The organism is Capnocytophaga periodontitidis (assembly GCF_016126015.1).
GTDB lineage: Bacteria > Bacteroidota > Bacteroidia > Flavobacteriales > Flavobacteriaceae > Capnocytophaga > Capnocytophaga periodontitidis.
On the sequence record NZ_JAEFDB010000009.1, the window covers coordinates 82,942 to 99,574 of the forward strand.

Here is a 16,633-nt window from a genome sequence, read left to right on the forward strand (position 1 = left end):
AAAATGAATGTATAATGAAAGGGACTGTCTAACTCACAAGAAAGATAGTCCCTTTATAATAATTATAAGATAGATGCTAACTAAATTTAGAGTGTCTAATTTCAAAAGTTTTCAAGAGAACTTTGAAATAGATTTTACCAAAGTCAATAAGTACGACTTCAATCAGGAATGCATTAGGGATAATTGCATCAATAATGCTATTGTATATGGCAAGAATGGCGTAGGGAAGTCTAATTTAGGCTTTGCTATCTTTGATATTATTGAACATCTTACTGATAAAAAGAAAGGAGAATGGAATTATAGTAATTATATCAATGCTTATAGCGAAAGTGCTTGTGCCGAATTTTACTATGAATTTATTATCAACGGACAAAAAGTAACTTATACATATCGGAAAAGTAATCATAAAACTATCATTTATGAAGCTTTTTGGATTGATGATGCCTTTTTAGCAACTATTGATAGAGAAAAAAGTAACACAGCAGTTATAAATTTTGAAGGAGCAGCTACATTGAATACTGATTTAGAACATAATCAAGAGATTTCAGTGTTAAAATACATTAGAAATAATGCTGTTTTAGAAGATAATGTTATTAATACTACATTTAAAAAATTTTTTGTATTTGTAGAGAAGATGCTTTTCTTTCGTACCTTAAGAGATACGAGCTATATAGGTTTAGATACTAAAGAGGGAGGCATTACCGAAGATATTATCAAGCGAAATAATGTCCGCGATTTTGAAACATTTTTAAACCGTGCAGGGGTAGAGTGTAAGTTAGAGGTACTGAATATATTGGGTAAAAAGATGTTAGTTTTTGATTTTAAAGGCAAAAAAATTCCTTTTTGGGATATAGCTTCTACAGGTACAGAATCGTTAGCTTTGTTTTATGTTTGGTTTCAGGATATACGCGAAAAAGGAAAAGTTTCTTTCTTGTTTATTGATGAGTTTGACGCTTTTTATCATTTTGAACTCTCTAAACTTATAGTAGAAGAATTGAAAAAAGCGGGCGTTCAGTTTGTTCTCACTACTCATAATACCTCAATTATGACCAATGATTTGCTGCGCCCTGATTGTTATTTTATAATGGATAAAGAGCGTATGGTTTCTTTGGCTAACGCAACCGACAAAGAACTGAGAGAAGCCCATAATCTCGAAAAAATATATAAAAGTAATGGATTTAGCCTCAAATAATATCCTTTTTGTAATGGAGGGAAAAAGAGAAGAGAGTGTTGTAGAAAGTATGCAAAAAGTTTTGTTTGATGATAAAACAGTTATTACTTGCGTTTTTGGAACAGTGGTTTATGCTCTTTACAATGAGATAAAAGAAGATAGAGATTTAGATGTTTTTACATTGTTGAAAAACCGTATAAAAGAACTGCAAAAATTTGATAGAAATACTTTTTCTGAGATTTATTTGTTTTTTGATTATGATGCTCACGCTTCTAATGCTTCAAATACTAAATTAGAGGTCTTATTCAGTACTTTTGATAATGAAACCGAAAATGGTAAACTCTATGTAAGTTATCCTATGTTAGAAGCTTTAAAGCATTACACTACGCTACAAGATTTTAAAACCAAGATAGCAAAATGCAATGATCAATATAAAAAACAAGTAAACAGAGAATGCAATCCTAAGTATATAGATTTTAATAGGTATGATAAAGAAATATGGAGAGAGTTGTCAGAAGCACATCTTTGTAAAATGAACTATATTGTAACAGACGATTATAGATTCCCTACCAAATATTTTTCTCAATCATCTATTTTTGAAAAACAAAAAGAAAAATATAAAGTTCCTAATGAAGTAGGCGTATTGAGTGCATTTCCAGTTTTCTTATATGATGAGTTTGGAACAGAAAAATTATCAAGAAAATTAAAGTAAAGAATACTATGATATATCTTATTGTATACCTTATCTGTTGGTTATTAGCTGTTGTACTATATGCTTTTTCTTTCGATGAAAGCTTTGTATATACTGCATTATACACCCATTTGGTTTATGGAGTAGGCTTTTTTGGGTTGTTTAACTTTGTAGGCCACTCGATACTCAGTGAGAAAGTAGCTAAAACTATAGGGTGGGTATCTAACGGTTTTCAAAAAGAATTAGGTTTTGTGTCCTTAGGAATAGGTATTTGTGGAATAGTATGCCATTGGTTTCGCGATGGTTTTTGGTTAGCAACTACTATCCCTTTTAGCGTATTTTTGATAGGAGCTGCTTTGTTACACATCGTTGAAATGAAACAAAAACACAATTTCAACAAAGGGAATGTATGGATTATTCTCCCTGATTTTCTAATGCCTCTAACACTTGTAATATTACTTATTTTAAAACCATAACACAATGAACAACAACATTAAAAACGTCGACACTACTTTTGAACTTACACCTGGGCTTAAAAAACTACAAGGTGCTACTACCTATTTTGAGAAACTCAAAGAAATGACTCTACTGGGGGTAACCTCTGGAATGAAATCCTCAGGAAGTATCATAGTACTATTCTTGCTAAACTTTTTATTCCTTATTATAGCGGGCTGTATAATAGGATTTTCAAGTAAATTTGAATATATACAATTACTTTATTTAGCTATTGTAGTACTTTTAGGAGGTTTTTTTGTGTTTTTGGCGGTAAAACGTATGCTTTCTCTCTTGCAATTAGATTATACTTTGTATGTTTTTAATCAATTTGAACCTTTTATTCATAAAATATGCGCAGCTATTGTAGATAAAGCTGAAAAAAGCACTGAAAAAATAGTAACTACCGACCAAGTAAAAGGGGTTTTCAATACATATATTTCTAAAATACCTCCTGTCTTTCAACAAGTATTGTGGCTACTGCTCTCACAAGTGCCCGTAGTGGGATTTGTAGCCGAAATATACAAAACACCTCTGCTCGATACTTACGAGAAACGCAGCGAAAGATTGGTAGCACGTGTAAAACAATACATACAACACAGCATAGAGATGCGTCGTAAAGCTAAATTTTTAGCTTGGGCACTCCCTCTGAATATAGTGTTACAAATTATAGTAATATACTTATTGTCAAGATAAAATATGAAACTCATAGCAATGATACCCGCCCGTTATGGGGCAACACGCTTTCCTGCCAAACTGATGCAAGACCTCTGTGGCAAACCCGTGATTGTGCATACTTACCAGCGTGTGGCTGATACTCACTTGTTTGACCAAGTATATGTAGTAACCGACGATGATCGCATCGAAAAGGCAATTCGCGAAGTAGGAGGCAGTGTGATTCGCAGCCAGAAACAGCACAATAGTGGTAGTGATCGTTTAGCTGAAGCTTCTAAAAATTTGGAAGTAGATATCATCGTGAATGTACAAGGAGATGAACCTTTTACCGATAAAGAAAATCTGCAAAAAGTAATAGATATTTTTGCAAACGACCCTCAAAAAAACATAGCAGTAGCAAGCCTGATGGAACGCATTACCAACCCCGATGATATTGCAAATCCTAATAATGTCAAGGTAGTAGTAAACAAATTTAATGAAGCTCTCTATTTTTCCAGAAGTGTAATTCCTTTTCCGCGTGACCCCAATACAGCTGTGCCTTACTACAAACACATTGGAATTTATGCCTATCGCAAAGATGCTTTGCAACAGTTCACTCAGTTGCCTCCATCTCAGTTAGAAGAGACCGAGAAATTAGAACAACTCCGCTACTTAGAAAATGGCTTTAAAATACGCCTCGCCCTTACTCACATCCCTACCATAGGAATTGATACCCCCGAGGATTTAGAAAAAGCACGAAAACGCCTCTCAAAATAGAGAGTAAAAAGTTATTAACAGATTTTTTAACATTTTCTTTAACAATGATTCTCAATAGTTTATAAGATTGTTAATAACTTATTGATAAAAAACTACTATACAAATTGCTTTTTTACTTATCTTTGCTACCTGCAAAGCTATAGTTGTCGATAAAACTACCTAATTCCTCAAGAATATAATAACAAACAAAAAATTATCAATCTCATAGAGATATGTGATTGTTTTACGTGAAAAAATGAAATATAAAAAGTATTACGTTGGGTTAGATATCGGTACTACCAAGATTGTAGCTATGGTAGGTGCCAAAAATGAATATGGTAAAATTCAGATTTTAGGATACGGACAAGCAAAAAGCGAAGGTATAAACAAGGGCGTAGTGAACAACATCGCCCAAACTACCCAGTCTATAATGGATGCTGTCCAAGATGCAAAAGAAAAAACAGGCTTAGAAATCGAAAATGTAGTGGCTGGTATTGCAGGGCAAAATATCATCAGTCGCTCTCATTCCGATTATATCTCACGTAAAGATCCTGATAAACTGATAGATTTTGAAGACTTAGAAGAACTCAAAAAACAAGTTTATAATATCACCTTATCTCCAGGTCAGAAAATTATCCACGCTTTACCTCAAGATTACAAAGTCGATAACAACCCCGATGTCAAAGAACCTATCGGTATGATGGGATCGCGGTTAGATGCTACTTTCCACTTAGTGATTGGCCAAATCAACGCTATAAAAGGCATTTCTCGTTGCGTAGAAATGGCTAACTTGAAACCCATAGGGCTCACCTTAGAACCTATAGCTTCAGCAAGCGCAGTACTCAGCGACGAAGAAAAAGATGCCGGTGTTGTGTTAGTAGATATAGGAGGGGGTACTACCGATGTAGCAATCTTTAAAGATGGTATTATTCGCCATACAGCCGTAGTTCCTTTGGGAGGAAATGTCATTACCGAAGATATCAAAGAAGGTTGTGGTATATTAGCACGCCAAGCCGAAATGCTAAAAGTACAGTACGGCTCTGCTTGGCCTGGCGAAAATCGCGACAACGAAATCGTCTCTATACCTGGTATTAAAGGTAAAGAACCTCGTGAAATATCCCTTAAAAACCTCTCTAAAATTATACACGCTCGCGTGAGTGAAATTATCAATTTAGTATTCAACGTAATTAAAAGTTATGGCCACGAAGAACCTAAAAAGAAACTCATTGCAGGCATTGTTCTTACCGGTGGCGGTAGCCAGCTCAAACACATCGTTCAGTTAGTAGAGTATATCACCGGAATGGATACACGCATAGGTTACCCCGATGAACACTTAGCTGGTAATTCCGATAATCGACTTACTTCCCCTATCTATGCTACAGCCATTGGGTTGGTAATGAGCGCTATAGAAAACGAAGCTGAAGAACAATTCAAAAAACGATTAGAAGAACTCAAAGCTCAAGAAGCTAATGAAGCTTCACAAAATCAAAATACAGAACCTCTGTTTCAAGAAAACCCAATAGAACCTGTACCAAAAAATCTTACCGTAGTAGGCAATACAATTACCTCTACTCAAGAAGTACTACAACCCGTCGGTGACGACGAAGAAGAAACTCCTAAAACAAGCGAAAGTTTCTGGGGAAAATTCAATAAATTTATCTCTAAATATATAGGAGAAACTGACGACGACGAATAAAGTATAAAACAAATAATTATGATTTAGATATGGAAGAAAACTATCAATTTAACTTTCCTAAAAACAACAGTAACTATATCAAAGTTATTGGCGTAGGAGGTGGAGGATGTAACGCCGTGAATTTTATGTATAACGAAGGCATAAAAGGCGTAGATTACGTTGTGTGTAACACCGATGCCCAAGCTCTTGAGTATAGCCCTATTTCTAATCGCATTCAGTTAGGTGTTACCCTTACCGAAGGATTAGGAGCTGGCGCTAATCCCGAAATTGGAGAACAAGCCGCTGTTGAAAGTATCGAAGATATCAAGCGCGCTTTAGAAGGAAATACTCAAATGGTATTCATTACCGCTGGTATGGGAGGAGGTACAGGTACAGGAGCTGTGCCTGTTATCGCTAAACAAGCCAAAGATATGGGGATCCTTACCGTCGCTATCGTTACTACTCCATTCAATTTTGAAGGTCCAAAACGCAGCCATCAAGCTCAAGCAGGAATTAAAAAATTGCGCGACTGTGTAGATTCTCTTATCGTTATCAATAATAATAAAATAAGCGAAATTTACGACGACCTCACCGTAGAAGAAGGATACGGAAAAGCCAATGAAATCCTCCTTAGAGGGGCTAGAGGTATGGCCGAAGTAATTAGCAAACACTACTTGGTTAACATAGATTTACGTGACGCTCGCGCTGTACTTGAAAACGGAGGTACCGCTATTATGGGAGCAGCAATAGCCGAAGGTGATAATCGTGCTTCTGAGGCTGTAGGAGCTGCCTTAAACTCTCCTCTATTAAACGATAATAAAATTACAGGAGCTAAAAATGCTCTCGTCCTTATTACTTATGGAGATAGAAAAGCTACTCAACGCGAAGTGAATGAAATTATGGGGTATATCCAAGAAAAAGCAGGCGATAATATGGCCGACCTTATCTATGGTATAGGTGTAGACGAAAGTTTAGGAGAAGCTATCTCAGTAATCGTGATTGCTACTGGTTTTGACGCCGAACAACAACAAGAAATCGTAAATGCCGAACCTCGTCGCGTAATTCACGTACTCGAAGAAAACCAAACTATTATTCGCGATTTAACCGAGCAAAAAGGAGCCGTAGTAAAAACCTCTATTTCCACTACACCTGATAATATTGCTTATCCTACCCCTGCTGTTCCCGAAATTAAAAAAGAACTTTCCCTTTCCGACCTATTTAATATTTGGACAGATTGCGAAGTAGTAACCCCCGACGATGCCTTTGTAATTGTCGATAAAACAACCCCTACTCAGTTCGATAATAGATTCCAATCTCAATCTACAGTTCAACGACAATCTGCTCAACAACAACCTATCCAGCAGCAACCTATCCAGCAGCAACCACAAACAAAAGCTCCCGATGCTCCTATTATTCATACCTTGAGAGATGATGAAGTTTATGAACCTTCATACACAAATAAATCTTCTGTAAAAGAAGAAGATATATTTGATATGTATGTGAGAAATATCGAGTTTGAAGAAAAATATACTCAGCCAGTGGTAGAAAAAAGAACTCAACCTGAGTTTGTAAGTAATAAAGATGGTGAAACTCCTCAACCTTACAATCCCAATACTTCTATAGGGGTACAAACAAGAATGTTTGAAGAAGAAGAACAAAAACTCAGCCCTATAGACGCTCCCATCTCCGATGTGCTTAACAAACGTTCGTCCAACCTAAAAACCTACAATCATACCTTTGGTAGTGCAGGTCAATCGCGTACTACAGTAGGTAAAGATAGTGCAGGTGAAATGCAGATCCGACGTAACAATTCTTTCTTGCACGATAATGTAGACTAAATTAAATATCCTTAAAAAGAAAAAATCTGAAAGCTCATAGTGAACTTTCAGATTTTTTTGTTGTTATAAATAATCAGTTGTTAAATATTTCTGTTCATATCCCATTTTTCGAGATATTCAGCGACACGTTGTACAAACATTCCGCCTAAAGCACCATTTACCACGCGGTGGTCATAACTATGGGAGAGCATCAGTTTGTAACGGATGCCTATTACATCACCTTCAGGAGTTTCTATTACAGCAGGGACTTTGCAAATAGCACCAATCGCTAAAATTCCTACTTGTGGCTGATTAATAATAGGAGTGCCAAACAAAGTGCCAAATGAACCTATATTGGTAACTGTATAAGTGCCATCTTTCACCTCATCAGGCTTTAGCTGACCTGCACGTGCACGTACTGCAAGATCATTTACAGTTTTTACCATTCCACGCAAGTTAAGAGTATCAGCGTTTTTAATTACAGGTACAATGAGGTTACCGTCGGGGAGGGCGGTCGCCATCCCTATATTGATGTGTTTCTTCTTGATAATTGTATTGCCTTCTACCGAAATGTTCATCATTGGGAAATCTACCAAGGCTTTGGCTACTGCCTCCATAAAGATAGGAGTAAAGGTAATTTTCTCACCTTCACGGGCTTCAAAGGCTTTCTTTACCTTGTTGCGCCATTGCCAAATACGAGTAACATCAACTTCGGTAAAGCTTTGTACGTGTGCTGAGGTTTGCTTGCTCATTGTCATGTGCTCAGCGATGAGTTTGCCCATACGGCTCATCTCTATGCGCTCATCTCCCTCAACAAAAGAAGAGGTAGTTGTTGCAAAAATAGGAGAGGTGCTTGTGATAGGGGCTTGAGTTCTATGTGCTAAATAACCTAAAATATCGTCTTTGGTAACGCGGTTATTCAAACCTGTACCCTGTATATGATTTAGTTCATCAAGGCTGATACCTTCTTTTTTAGCAATATTCTTCACCAAGGGCGAATAAAAGCGTTCACTACTGCTAAAATTAATAGGTGCAGCAAGTGTTTCTTTTATCTCAGCGATTTGCTGTGTTAAGTTTTTAGCCGTTTGTTGAATAGTAGGTATTTCGGCTGTAGCCTGTGGTGCATTAGCTTCAGCTTCAGTTTCTATGATAGCCATTACTTGTCCTACTTTCACTACTTCATCTACTTTGAAGAGTATTTCGGCTACGATGCCCGATACTTCACAAGGCACTTCGGAGTCTACCTTATCGGTGGCTACTTCTGCAATAGTTTCTTCGGCTTCAATAGGATCGCCTACTTTTTTAAGCCAATTGGTAATAGTAGCTTCAGCTACACTTTCGCCCATTGAGGGTAATTTCAATTCATATTTTGCCATTTTGTGCTACTTTAGGTCTTTCACCTCTTGAGGGAGGTTCATATTTTTGGTTAATACGCCTATCTTATTCAGGTTGATGTCGCCTGTGAGTGATAGAACAACGGTTTGTTTAGAGGTTCCTGAGGGTTCTACTAACATTAGGAGTTCGGCTACGTTGTTTGCATCTTTTCCTCCTTTGGTGTAGAATTTCACGTTTTGAGCTTTGTCTTTAACGCGCATTAATTCTGATAGTGCAGCGGTTTTTACATAAGCTAAGGCTTCAGTTTTCATTTGGGTAGCTGCTGTGGTATTCTCGGTAGTGAATATTTTCATTCCTTTGAGCTTGTTGGCTACTTCCATAAATTCTTTAGCATCAGCATCTTTACTATCTATTTTAGAGAGCATTTGAAACATTTTTTGAGAGACTACCACCGTATTGATATCTTTATTAGCTTCTAATTTCTCAAAAGAGGTTTGAGCACTTATACTCATTGATACAAAAGCTGCTGATAGGATTACTAAGCTTTTTATTTTCATAAGATTATTATTTAGGTTCTTCTTTTATTATTTTGTGTTTTGCTTCCTCATATTGCTGTAGGAGTTCTACTTTTTCAACGCCTTTATTGTATTCTTTAGAAATCATCAGTAAGCCTTGTTTTACTTCGCTGTACACTTTTTGAGCGACTTGCTGTTCTTCTTGGCGTTGTTTGAGGTAATAGCCTATACCTGCCACTACAAGCACGACTATTAAACTTATTAGTATTGTTTTTTTCATTAGTTGTGTTTGAATATAGATAGGTCGAAATCAAGAAAATAGAGAGTGATAAGTATTAGTATTGCTAGTACAATCCAAAAGGTTTTGTTTGTACCTGCATTTTTTTTGTTTCTACTCTCGTTGCGGATAGCACGCCATTCTTCAGTAAAATGATTGGTTACTGTTTCGCGGTCTCGGCGAATGCGTGACCCCATTTCAAAAGCGTTGCCTTGTTCCTTTCCTTCGTAGTAACGAGGGGTATAGTTGAAACGTTTGTTCTTCTGTAAATGAAATAGTTTAATCTTCATAATGCGCAAAGGTAAAAAAATATTGAGAATTAACAATGAACAAATTACAAAAATTATTCCAATAGGCTATCCATTTGGGAGATAATATCTCTAACGATGTGATTTTCATCTATTACATTCTCAAATAGTTCGGTTTTATTTTCTTGTAGTTTGATAATTTTTTCTTCTATACTATCCTTGCTTACAAATCGGATGACGTTCACTTTGTTTTCTTGCCCTATACGGTGGGCGCGTGCAATGGCTTGGCGTTCGGAAAACGGATTCCACCAAGGGTCTAATAGCAATACATACGAGGCTTTTGTGAGGTTGAGTCCTACTTCACCAGCTTTGAGTGAGATAAAAAAGAAGTTCACATCTTCTTGGTTTTGAAAGGCTTCTACTTGGCTTTTTCGCTCGTGAGAGGCAGTAGCTCCCGTGAGTTTGGCGTACTTTATTTTATGGGTTTTACACCACGCTTCAAAGAGTTCTAAATGTTTTACAAAACTACTGAATATAAGTGCTTTGTGTTGTGCGGTGTGGAGTGTTTCCATATAGCTAATTACCTCTTGGTACTTACCTGAAGGGATAGTGCTTTGGGCATCTGCCAATACAGGGTGGTTGCTTATCTGTCGCAATTTGGTGAGCATTTGCAGGGCATTGAACTCGCTGATGGGCTCTGAGGCTTCTAATAGCTGGTTGCGTACTTTAGATTTTTCTCTCTCGTACCATTGGGCTTGGGCTTCGCTCATAGGGCAGTAGGCGAGTTGTTCTTCTATATCGGGTAAATCGCTGAGTACTTGTTCTTTGGTACGGCGCAAAATGTGTTTACCTACCAAAGTTTTGAGTTCTTCTAAGGCTTGTGGATTCTTTTTCTTGCTGATTTCTACCTCGTAATGTTTGTGGAAAAAATTGTAAGTACCTAACTGACCGGGGTTGATAAACTGCATTTGTGCCCATAAATCGCTTAGAGCATTCTCTATAGGAGTTCCACTGAGAGCGATGCGATGCTCAGCTTTCAAGGCATTGATTGCTTTAAAGGTTTTGGAATTCTTGTTTTTAATACGCTGACTCTCGTCTAAAATGATATACCTAAATTCGAGTTTTTCGAGTTCTTTGCCGTCGCGTTCCACGATAGGGTAGGAGGTGAATACCACATCGTAATTGGTAAGCCGGCGTATTTTTGTTTTGCGTTCGCTGCTACTGCCTATGTATTGGGTGCATTTGAAATGAGGAGCAAAACGTTTGGTCTCGTCGTACCAATTGAAGAGCAGAGACGAGGGTAATATTACTAATACTTTTAGAGTTTCTTTTTGAGGTTCGGTAGCCGAAAAGAGATCGGTGAAGTTGTTTTCTTTTAGAGGGAGAGTATCGTGAATGGCAACCAATAAAGCAATGGTTTGCAAGGTTTTACCTAATCCCATATCGTCGGCTAAACAAGCGCCTACCCCGTTGTGATAGTGTTGTAAAAGCCATTCTACGCCTTCCACTTGGTAAGGTCGCAAGGTTGCTCGTAGGTTAGGGGAGGGGGTATAGGTTACCTTTTCGACAATATTTTCCGGTTTGAGTTCAGGAATAGCCTCTAAAAGAGCATAATTATTCTTTGCTAATTGCAGTTTTCCGCCTTGTTGCTTGCTGTGTTTAGCAATACTGCTGAATTTACTAAACCACTCTTGCGGAATAATAAAGATTTTTCCGTCAGAAAGTGTGTAAATAGGATTGTTTTCCTTGATATTGGCGATTAAATTCTTAAAATGGAAGCTGTTTTCTCCTTGTTTTACCTCAATAGAAAGGTCAAACCAGTCGTTTTGGGTGCTGGTATTGCTATAAATAAGCTCTGAAGTGCTCATATTCACCTCTTTTCCGTCTACCAAAAACGGGCGAAAGGTGAATCCTTGTTCACTAAGCCTTTGCTGGTGGTGTAGCAAGTGAAAATAAGCCGCAAAAGGGTCGGGGTTTTGTAGCGAAAAAACGCCGCTTTCCTCATTGAAGTCTATATCGGTGAGGTGTTGCTTTATTTGAGTTTCTTCTTTGGTATTTCTCTTGTATTTGTAGATAGTAATATGGTTATTTTTGTCAATTTTTAGTTGAGAATGTACATTTTTGTTTTGATTGCTTTTAAAAGTATAGCCATCGTAATCAAAATGAAGTACAATTTTGTACTGATTGGTAAAAAAATCGTGAATAAGTTCTATTTCAGTGTTTTTTAGACTTGTTTTTTCGATGATTTCAAAACCAATAGCTTCTACTTGGGTATTGCGTAGAATTTTTTGAAGAAATTTGTCAAAATATTCTTGTAGATTTCTTTCAGGAATAAAAGTCTCCTCTTTGTTGAGGAAAGGTTTCAAGTGAGATGCTTTGATGTGAGCGATACGCACTACTTTTTGGTTTAGAGTAATCCACGTGTGAGTGTTGTTGAGCAGTTCAATTTGGCACTGATGAGGCAAGTGTTTTTGTCCGTTTTCTTCTATATACAAGCGGTAGGCAATACCCTCTTCTTTTTTCTCGAAAACTAATAGAGGTTCGAGTATTTCGTTAGTTATAAAGCGTCTTTTTTTGGAAATATCGTCCTTAGGGGAATAGTTGATGGTTAAAAATAGCTCTTTTTCAGCAATAAGTAAAAGCAATTGGTGAGTTTGTTCCTCTATTTGCTCTTGGATATACTTTTTAGTGGCAGGATTTTGGAATAGTTTTTCAAAAGTCTCTCCTTTTTTAGCGTATTTATTGTAAAGAACATTGGTTTGCAGATTATTTACTAATGTTAAAGCCTCTTTTTCGGCAGATGATAATTGCCAATTAGCTAAACTTTCGAGTACTTGAGGAGTTGCTTTTTTGTAGAAAGAAAGGAATCCGTTTTGCGTTTCACCTATATAGGCAGTGGGCAAATGGAGTTCTAAGAGAGGTGTATAGGAAAGGTCGAAAAATAAAAACATTATGATTAATTAGTGAATTAGAGGGTTAGCAAATTTGGAGGTGTAAAAACATTGTAGAGTGTTGATTAATAATAAGGCTCTTCCTCATTTTGATATTGTTCCCAAATGCGCATACATTGGAATTGTGAACAAATTTTTTTCAAATACTCTTCAAATTCTTGCGTCCTATCTTCCTTGTTTAATAGCAAAATAGGTAGATATTCTAATTCATCTATAAGGTTATAAAGTTCTCTATGAGGTAATTCTTGAACGATATTTATTTTTAAACGAATCATCAAATTGTGTATAGCTTTTATAGCTCGTCTGTTTTTTTCAGGGGGTATCATATTGTAGTGTTGTGAATATCGGTTATGATGTTTTGACAGCCTAATTTGTTAAGCACTTCTTCAATCGTATCAAAAGTTTGACCGTGTAAATCGTTTTGATTGTAATGTTCTACATAAGCATATTTTTTCCGATTGCTAAAAAAGAGTTTTGATTCTAAATAGCTGTATATATTAGCTGTAAACTTAAATATCTCATATCTTAACTCATAAGCGGGGTATGGCTTTTCTTTTACAAAAAGGATAAATTTGTTAAGCGTTTCGTACATAGCAATATATCTCAATTTAATTTCTTCTTGCTGCGTCTTTTTCTTCAATAAACGTTGAGCATATAGGTAATATTTCATTCTTTCTGCAAAAAAAGAAAAGTACGCCTCTTTTTCTGCGTCATTAACCCTTTGTATTGAGAGGTATATTTGCCTAAATACTACCACTAAAAATTTTATTTCTTCTTTTGTCATTTTGGCGAAAAATTTATCTAAATGCCAATTGGCATCCATTTTTTCCTTTTCTTCATTTGTGCTATAGCTTGGAGATATTCTTATGCCACAATGAAAGATGAGTCTTTCTGAAAGTTTGTAACTAAACCAATTCTTTTTCTCAGTAAATATCAAGCAAACTAAAACTACTGTCTTTTCAGCAGAGGAAAAATACAAATTGAGATCTACCTCATTGAGATATTTCTGATGCTTTTTAATTTCGGTTACTAATTGTTCAGCAGTAAGGAATTTTCCTTTTTTATAAAGTTGAAAAGTATTTCTGTCAGCCTCTTCAAAATCTTCTCTTTTTTGTTTTTCTTTAATCAGTCTTGTAAAATAAACAACCTTACGAGAAATTTTGTTATAACAAATATTATCTGCCATACGCAATAAGGCAGCAGTCATTTCTTCTATAGATTCTTTAATGTTGATATTCATTTATTTACTTAGGATATGCGATATCTTCTAATTTTGACTGACAGATAAAACTTTGGTTTTCTTGATTTTTAATCTTCATAGCAGCACTCAATTCAATAGGATCTTCAAGAAAAGGACAATTGTTTAACAAGAACCATTCATTTTTAAAGCATATACTAATGGCATACAAACAATCTTTAGAAAAATCATAACTTGCTGAAGCTATCAAATCGTTATGACCTTTTACGTAGAAAGTAATGATGGGCTCGGCAAAATCGTTTTCTAAATTGTCAATTCCCAATACAGGTACTTGGTAATCTTCGGGGTATTCTTCTTCGAGGTTTGCTTCCCAAACCCAAACCCATAATTTGTTATCAATTACATCTTTGGCAGTAATTGTCTCTAAACTTTTAGGTTGTCCAAATCTATACATAGCGCTATGAGATATGATGTTCGTGATGCAAAGGTAGCAATTATTTTTTAGAAGAATAAGAGAAAAGTTTTTTTCGTTAAGAGACAGTTTGAAATTTGCTAATCAACAAATTGGCTAATTTGTTAATTATTTATATCTTTGCCGCGATTTTTAAACTACAAAAAGAAATGTCAGCAGTTAGAAAAGAATACAAACGTGTAACTACCAAATCGGTAATAGAGATGAAAGCCAATGGCGAAAAGATTTCAATGCTTACCGCCTACGATTATACTTTTGCAAAATTATTAGATTCCGCTGGTATCGATGTACTTTTGGTAGGCGACTCCGCTAGTAATGTAATGGCAGGACACGAAACAACATTGCCTATCACCTTAGACCAGATGATTTATCACGCTTCGTCTGTAATAAGAGGGGTTACCCGTGCTTTGGTAGTAGTAGATTTGCCTTTTGGTACTTACCAGTCCGACCCTAAAAAGGCATTGCGTTCGGCTACGCGTATAATGAAAGAAAGTGGGGCTCACGCTATTAAATTAGAGGGAGGTAAGGAAGAAGCCGAAAGTATCAGACGCATTGTGAATGCAGGTATTCCTGTGATGGGGCACTTAGGGCTTACGCCACAATCAATTCATCAGTTTGGTTCTTTTGCTTTGCGAGCTAAGGAAGAAGCTGAGGCGCAAAAACTCAAAGAAGATGCTAAATTGCTTGAACAATTAGGCTGTTTTGCTATTGTATTGGAAAAAATACCTGCTAAATTAGCTGAAGAAGTAGCTAAAAGTGTGCGTATACCTATCATTGGAATTGGCGCAGGTAGTGCTGTTGATGGTCAGGTACTTGTAATGCACGATATGCTGGGAATGAGCAATGAGTTTCACCCTAAATTTTTGCGAAAATATGCTAATTTGCAAGAAATCATCAACGAGGCTGTAACTCATTACATCCAAGATGTGAAAGCCGTAGAATTTCCTAATGAAAATGAACAATACTAATGTTCCGTCATCAAGGTAAAAAGCGAACTGCTAAACACAATTTACAAATAGCCGTAGTGCTCTCATTCGTTGCAGGAATGGTGAACGTTACGGGCTTTTTGTTTGTGGGCAAACTAACCACTAATGTTACAGGGCACTTTGCTTATTTTATTTATGATGTATCGGTGGCCGAATTTTGGAAAGGATTGATTTACTTTCTTTATATCTTTGCTTTCTTGTTGGGCTCTTTTACTTCGGGACTGCTCATTGAAAATGCTAATTATCACCGTACCCAAAATAAATATCTGAAACCTACACTCTTAGAGTGTTTTGCCTTGCTATTGGTAATGGGGTTACACTTCTTTTTCCCCGAAGCGATTCCTACAGATGTAACGGCTTGTATCTTGCTCTTTGCTATGGGGTTACAGAATGCTTTTGTAACCAAAATCTCCAACTCGGTAGTGCGCACCACTCACCTTACAGGGCTTTTTACCGATTTGGGTATTGAACTCTCTCAAAGGCTTTACTTAAGTCGCAATCACTATGAAAATCAACACACGCAACTGAAAAACACTATCCGATTGCGACTTTTCATCATTGCGTTTTTCTTTTTAGGAGGATTTAGTGCAGGTTATTTCTATATTGCACAAGGACTCTCTATATATACTCTCTCCATTTCGGTAATCATACTCCTCATCGGACTTTTTTACGATGGAATGCGCTTTCTCTACTTCACTAATAAACGACATTATGAAACTTATCACAAACGCCGAAAACGTCGACGTGCTCTACGACGACAATCACGTTATCGCCGTAAACAAGCGAGCAGGCGACATAGTTCAGGGCGACAAGACGGGTGATATACCCCTAAGCGATATTGTTAAGGCTTATCTTAAGAAAAAATACAACAAACCTGGGGAGGTGTTTCTCGGGGTAGTTCATCGATTAGACCGCCCTACTACAGGGGTACTACTTTTTGCTAAGACATCTAAGGCACTTTCACGTCTCAATGCGATGTTTGCTAATAAGGAAGAAGTGCAAAAAACTTATTGGGCTTTGGTAGATGCTGCCCCTCCAGCCGAGGAAGGTATGCTTACCCACTGGTTAGTGCGCAATGAAAAACAAAATAAATCAGTAGCGCATCAAAAAGAAGTGCAGCATAGCAAGAAAGCTGTACTGCACTATAAACTATTAAAAACTTATAATCGTTATTATTTATTAGAAATCGACCTTATTACAGGGCGACATCACCAAATAAGAGCACAATTGGCTGCCATTGGCTTGCATATCAAAGGCGACTTGAAGTATGGAGCTAAACGCTCAAATCCCGATGGCGGTATCTGTCTTCACGCTCATAGTCTCCGCTTTTTACACCCCGTTAAAAAGGAACCTATCTCTATTGAGGTAGCTCCTAATTGGTAAATTGGCTAATTA

18 protein-coding genes are annotated in these 16,633 nt (G+C 36.7%); 10 read left to right on the forward strand and 8 right to left on the reverse strand.

The genetic code is table 11. The features are described 5' to 3' along the window. Window positions 1-91: 91 nt before the first annotated feature. The 7 genes from I7X29_RS11720 (at window position 92) to ftsZ (ending at window position 7,277) form a co-directional block, all read left to right on the forward strand. Window positions 92-1,192 (forward strand): AAA family ATPase, encoded by a 1,101-nt coding sequence (locus I7X29_RS11720; RefSeq protein WP_198474905.1) that lies wholly within the window; start codon window positions 92-94, stop codon window positions 1,190-1,192. Then, window positions 1,173-1,883, forward strand: coding sequence for a hypothetical protein (locus I7X29_RS11725; protein ID WP_198474907.1), 711 nt, complete (start codon window positions 1,173-1,175; stop codon window positions 1,881-1,883). The genes I7X29_RS11720 and I7X29_RS11725 overlap by 20 nt, the downstream gene beginning before the upstream one ends. A gap of 8 nt (window positions 1,884-1,891) precedes the next feature. After that, window positions 1,892-2,338, forward strand: coding sequence for a DUF6790 family protein (locus tag I7X29_RS11730; RefSeq protein ID WP_009413355.1), 447 nt, complete (start codon window positions 1,892-1,894; stop codon window positions 2,336-2,338). Window positions 2,339-2,342: 4 nt separating this feature from the next. Continuing rightward, window positions 2,343-3,050 (forward strand): hypothetical protein, encoded by a 708-nt coding sequence (locus tag I7X29_RS11735; protein WP_198474909.1) that lies wholly within the window; start codon window positions 2,343-2,345, stop codon window positions 3,048-3,050. A 3-nt stretch (window positions 3,051-3,053) separates the two neighbouring features. After that, window positions 3,054-3,785 (forward strand): 3-deoxy-manno-octulosonate cytidylyltransferase, encoded by a 732-nt coding sequence (gene kdsB / locus I7X29_RS11740; protein WP_198474911.1) that lies wholly within the window; start codon window positions 3,054-3,056, stop codon window positions 3,783-3,785. Window positions 3,786-4,020: 235 nt separating this feature from the next. Then, a complete protein-coding gene (ftsA, locus tag I7X29_RS11745) occupies window positions 4,021-5,460 on the forward strand; it encodes a cell division protein FtsA (RefSeq protein WP_009413352.1) in 1,440 nt (479 codons plus the stop codon). 29 nt (window positions 5,461-5,489) lie between these two features. Further along, complete coding sequence (gene ftsZ / locus I7X29_RS11750) at window positions 5,490-7,277, forward strand: cell division protein FtsZ (protein WP_198474913.1); 1,788 nt, start codon at window positions 5,490-5,492, stop codon at window positions 7,275-7,277. An 80-nt stretch (window positions 7,278-7,357) separates the two neighbouring features. On the opposite strand, the gene I7X29_RS11755 is transcribed toward ftsZ, so the two are convergent. The 8 genes from I7X29_RS11755 to I7X29_RS11790 form a co-directional block, all read right to left on the reverse strand. Continuing rightward, on the reverse strand, window positions 7,358-8,632 hold the full coding sequence (locus I7X29_RS11755) for a dihydrolipoamide acetyltransferase family protein (protein WP_198474915.1): 1,275 nt from the start codon (window positions 8,630-8,632) through the stop codon (window positions 7,358-7,360). Window positions 8,633-8,638: 6 nt separating this feature from the next. Next, window positions 8,639-9,148 carry a DUF4252 domain-containing protein gene (locus I7X29_RS11760; RefSeq protein WP_198474918.1) on the reverse strand — a complete coding sequence of 170 codons (510 nt, stop codon included), beginning with the start codon at window positions 9,146-9,148 and terminating at the stop codon, window positions 8,639-8,641. Between the two features lie 7 nt (window positions 9,149-9,155). Continuing rightward, window positions 9,156-9,386: a hypothetical protein gene (locus I7X29_RS11765; protein WP_009413348.1), complete on the reverse strand. Its 231-nt coding sequence runs from the start codon at window positions 9,384-9,386 to the stop codon at window positions 9,156-9,158. After that, window positions 9,386-9,673, reverse strand: coding sequence for a hypothetical protein (locus tag I7X29_RS11770; protein WP_198474920.1), 288 nt, complete (start codon window positions 9,671-9,673; stop codon window positions 9,386-9,388). The genes I7X29_RS11765 and I7X29_RS11770 overlap by 1 nt, the downstream gene beginning before the upstream one ends. A 53-nt stretch (window positions 9,674-9,726) precedes the next feature. Further along, window positions 9,727-12,582: a DEAD/DEAH box helicase gene (locus I7X29_RS11775; RefSeq protein ID WP_198474922.1), complete on the reverse strand. Its 2,856-nt coding sequence runs from the start codon at window positions 12,580-12,582 to the stop codon at window positions 9,727-9,729. A 65-nt stretch (window positions 12,583-12,647) separates the two neighbouring features. Next, window positions 12,648-12,908: a GTP-binding protein EngB gene (locus tag I7X29_RS11780; RefSeq protein WP_198466200.1), complete on the reverse strand. Its 261-nt coding sequence runs from the start codon at window positions 12,906-12,908 to the stop codon at window positions 12,648-12,650. Further along, window positions 12,905-13,768: a hypothetical protein gene (locus I7X29_RS11785; RefSeq protein WP_198474924.1), complete on the reverse strand. Its 864-nt coding sequence runs from the start codon at window positions 13,766-13,768 to the stop codon at window positions 12,905-12,907. Before I7X29_RS11785 ends, I7X29_RS11780 begins: the two co-directional genes overlap by 4 nt. A gap of 58 nt (window positions 13,769-13,826) precedes the next feature. After that, on the reverse strand, window positions 13,827-14,234 hold the full coding sequence (locus I7X29_RS11790) for a hypothetical protein (protein WP_198474926.1): 408 nt from the start codon (window positions 14,232-14,234) through the stop codon (window positions 13,827-13,829). 167 nt (window positions 14,235-14,401) lie between these two features. On the opposite strand from I7X29_RS11790, the gene panB reads away from it, so the two are divergent. The 3 genes from panB to I7X29_RS11805 are packed head-to-tail and all read left to right on the forward strand — an operon-like array spanning window position 14,402 to window position 16,621. Then, on the forward strand, window positions 14,402-15,220 hold the full coding sequence (panB, locus tag I7X29_RS11795; protein WP_198474928.1) for a 3-methyl-2-oxobutanoate hydroxymethyltransferase: 819 nt from the start codon (window positions 14,402-14,404) through the stop codon (window positions 15,218-15,220). Then, window positions 15,220-16,059: a YoaK family protein gene (locus I7X29_RS11800; protein WP_198474930.1), complete on the forward strand. Its 840-nt coding sequence runs from the start codon at window positions 15,220-15,222 to the stop codon at window positions 16,057-16,059. Before panB ends, I7X29_RS11800 begins: the two co-directional genes overlap by 1 nt. Next, the gene (locus I7X29_RS11805; protein ID WP_198474932.1) at window positions 15,950-16,621 is read left to right on the forward strand and encodes an RluA family pseudouridine synthase; all 672 of its coding nucleotides are present in this window, start codon (window positions 15,950-15,952) and stop codon (window positions 16,619-16,621) included. Before I7X29_RS11800 ends, I7X29_RS11805 begins: the two co-directional genes overlap by 110 nt. The last annotated feature ends 12 nt before the right edge of the window (window positions 16,622-16,633 follow it).

Excerpts from the sequence above, each read along its gene's own strand:
- I7X29_RS11725 (WP_198474907.1), top strand. The coding sequence starts at position 1,173 with ATGGATTTAGCCTCAAATAATATCCTTTTTGTAATGGAGGGAAAAAGA.
- I7X29_RS11730 (WP_009413355.1), top strand. The coding sequence starts at position 1,892 with ATGATATATCTTATTGTATACCTTATCTGTTGGTTATTAGCTGTTGTA.
- I7X29_RS11735 (WP_198474909.1), top strand. The coding sequence starts at position 2,343 with ATGAACAACAACATTAAAAACGTCGACACTACTTTTGAACTTACACCT.
- kdsB (WP_198474911.1), top strand. The coding sequence starts at position 3,054 with ATGAAACTCATAGCAATGATACCCGCCCGTTATGGGGCAACACGCTTT.
- ftsA (WP_009413352.1), top strand. The coding sequence starts at position 4,021 with ATGAAATATAAAAAGTATTACGTTGGGTTAGATATCGGTACTACCAAG.
- ftsZ (WP_198474913.1), top strand. The coding sequence starts at position 5,490 with ATGGAAGAAAACTATCAATTTAACTTTCCTAAAAACAACAGTAACTAT.
- I7X29_RS11755 (WP_198474915.1), bottom strand. The coding sequence starts at position 8,632 with ATGGCAAAATATGAATTGAAATTACCCTCAATGGGCGAAAGTGTAGCT.
- I7X29_RS11760 (WP_198474918.1), bottom strand. The coding sequence starts at position 9,148 with ATGAAAATAAAAAGCTTAGTAATCCTATCAGCAGCTTTTGTATCAATG.
- I7X29_RS11765 (WP_009413348.1), bottom strand. The coding sequence starts at position 9,386 with ATGAAAAAAACAATACTAATAAGTTTAATAGTCGTGCTTGTAGTGGCA.
- I7X29_RS11770 (WP_198474920.1), bottom strand. The coding sequence starts at position 9,673 with ATGAAGATTAAACTATTTCATTTACAGAAGAACAAACGTTTCAACTAT.
- I7X29_RS11775 (WP_198474922.1), bottom strand. The coding sequence starts at position 12,582 with ATGTTTTTATTTTTCGACCTTTCCTATACACCTCTCTTAGAACTCCAT.
- I7X29_RS11780 (WP_198466200.1), bottom strand. The coding sequence starts at position 12,908 with ATGATACCCCCTGAAAAAAACAGACGAGCTATAAAAGCTATACACAAT.
- I7X29_RS11785 (WP_198474924.1), bottom strand. The coding sequence starts at position 13,768 with ATGGCAGATAATATTTGTTATAACAAAATTTCTCGTAAGGTTGTTTAT.
- I7X29_RS11790 (WP_198474926.1), bottom strand. The coding sequence starts at position 14,234 with ATGTATAGATTTGGACAACCTAAAAGTTTAGAGACAATTACTGCCAAA.
- panB (WP_198474928.1), top strand. The coding sequence starts at position 14,402 with ATGTCAGCAGTTAGAAAAGAATACAAACGTGTAACTACCAAATCGGTA.
- I7X29_RS11800 (WP_198474930.1), top strand. The coding sequence starts at position 15,220 with ATGTTCCGTCATCAAGGTAAAAAGCGAACTGCTAAACACAATTTACAA.
- I7X29_RS11805 (WP_198474932.1), top strand. The coding sequence starts at position 15,950 with ATGAAACTTATCACAAACGCCGAAAACGTCGACGTGCTCTACGACGAC.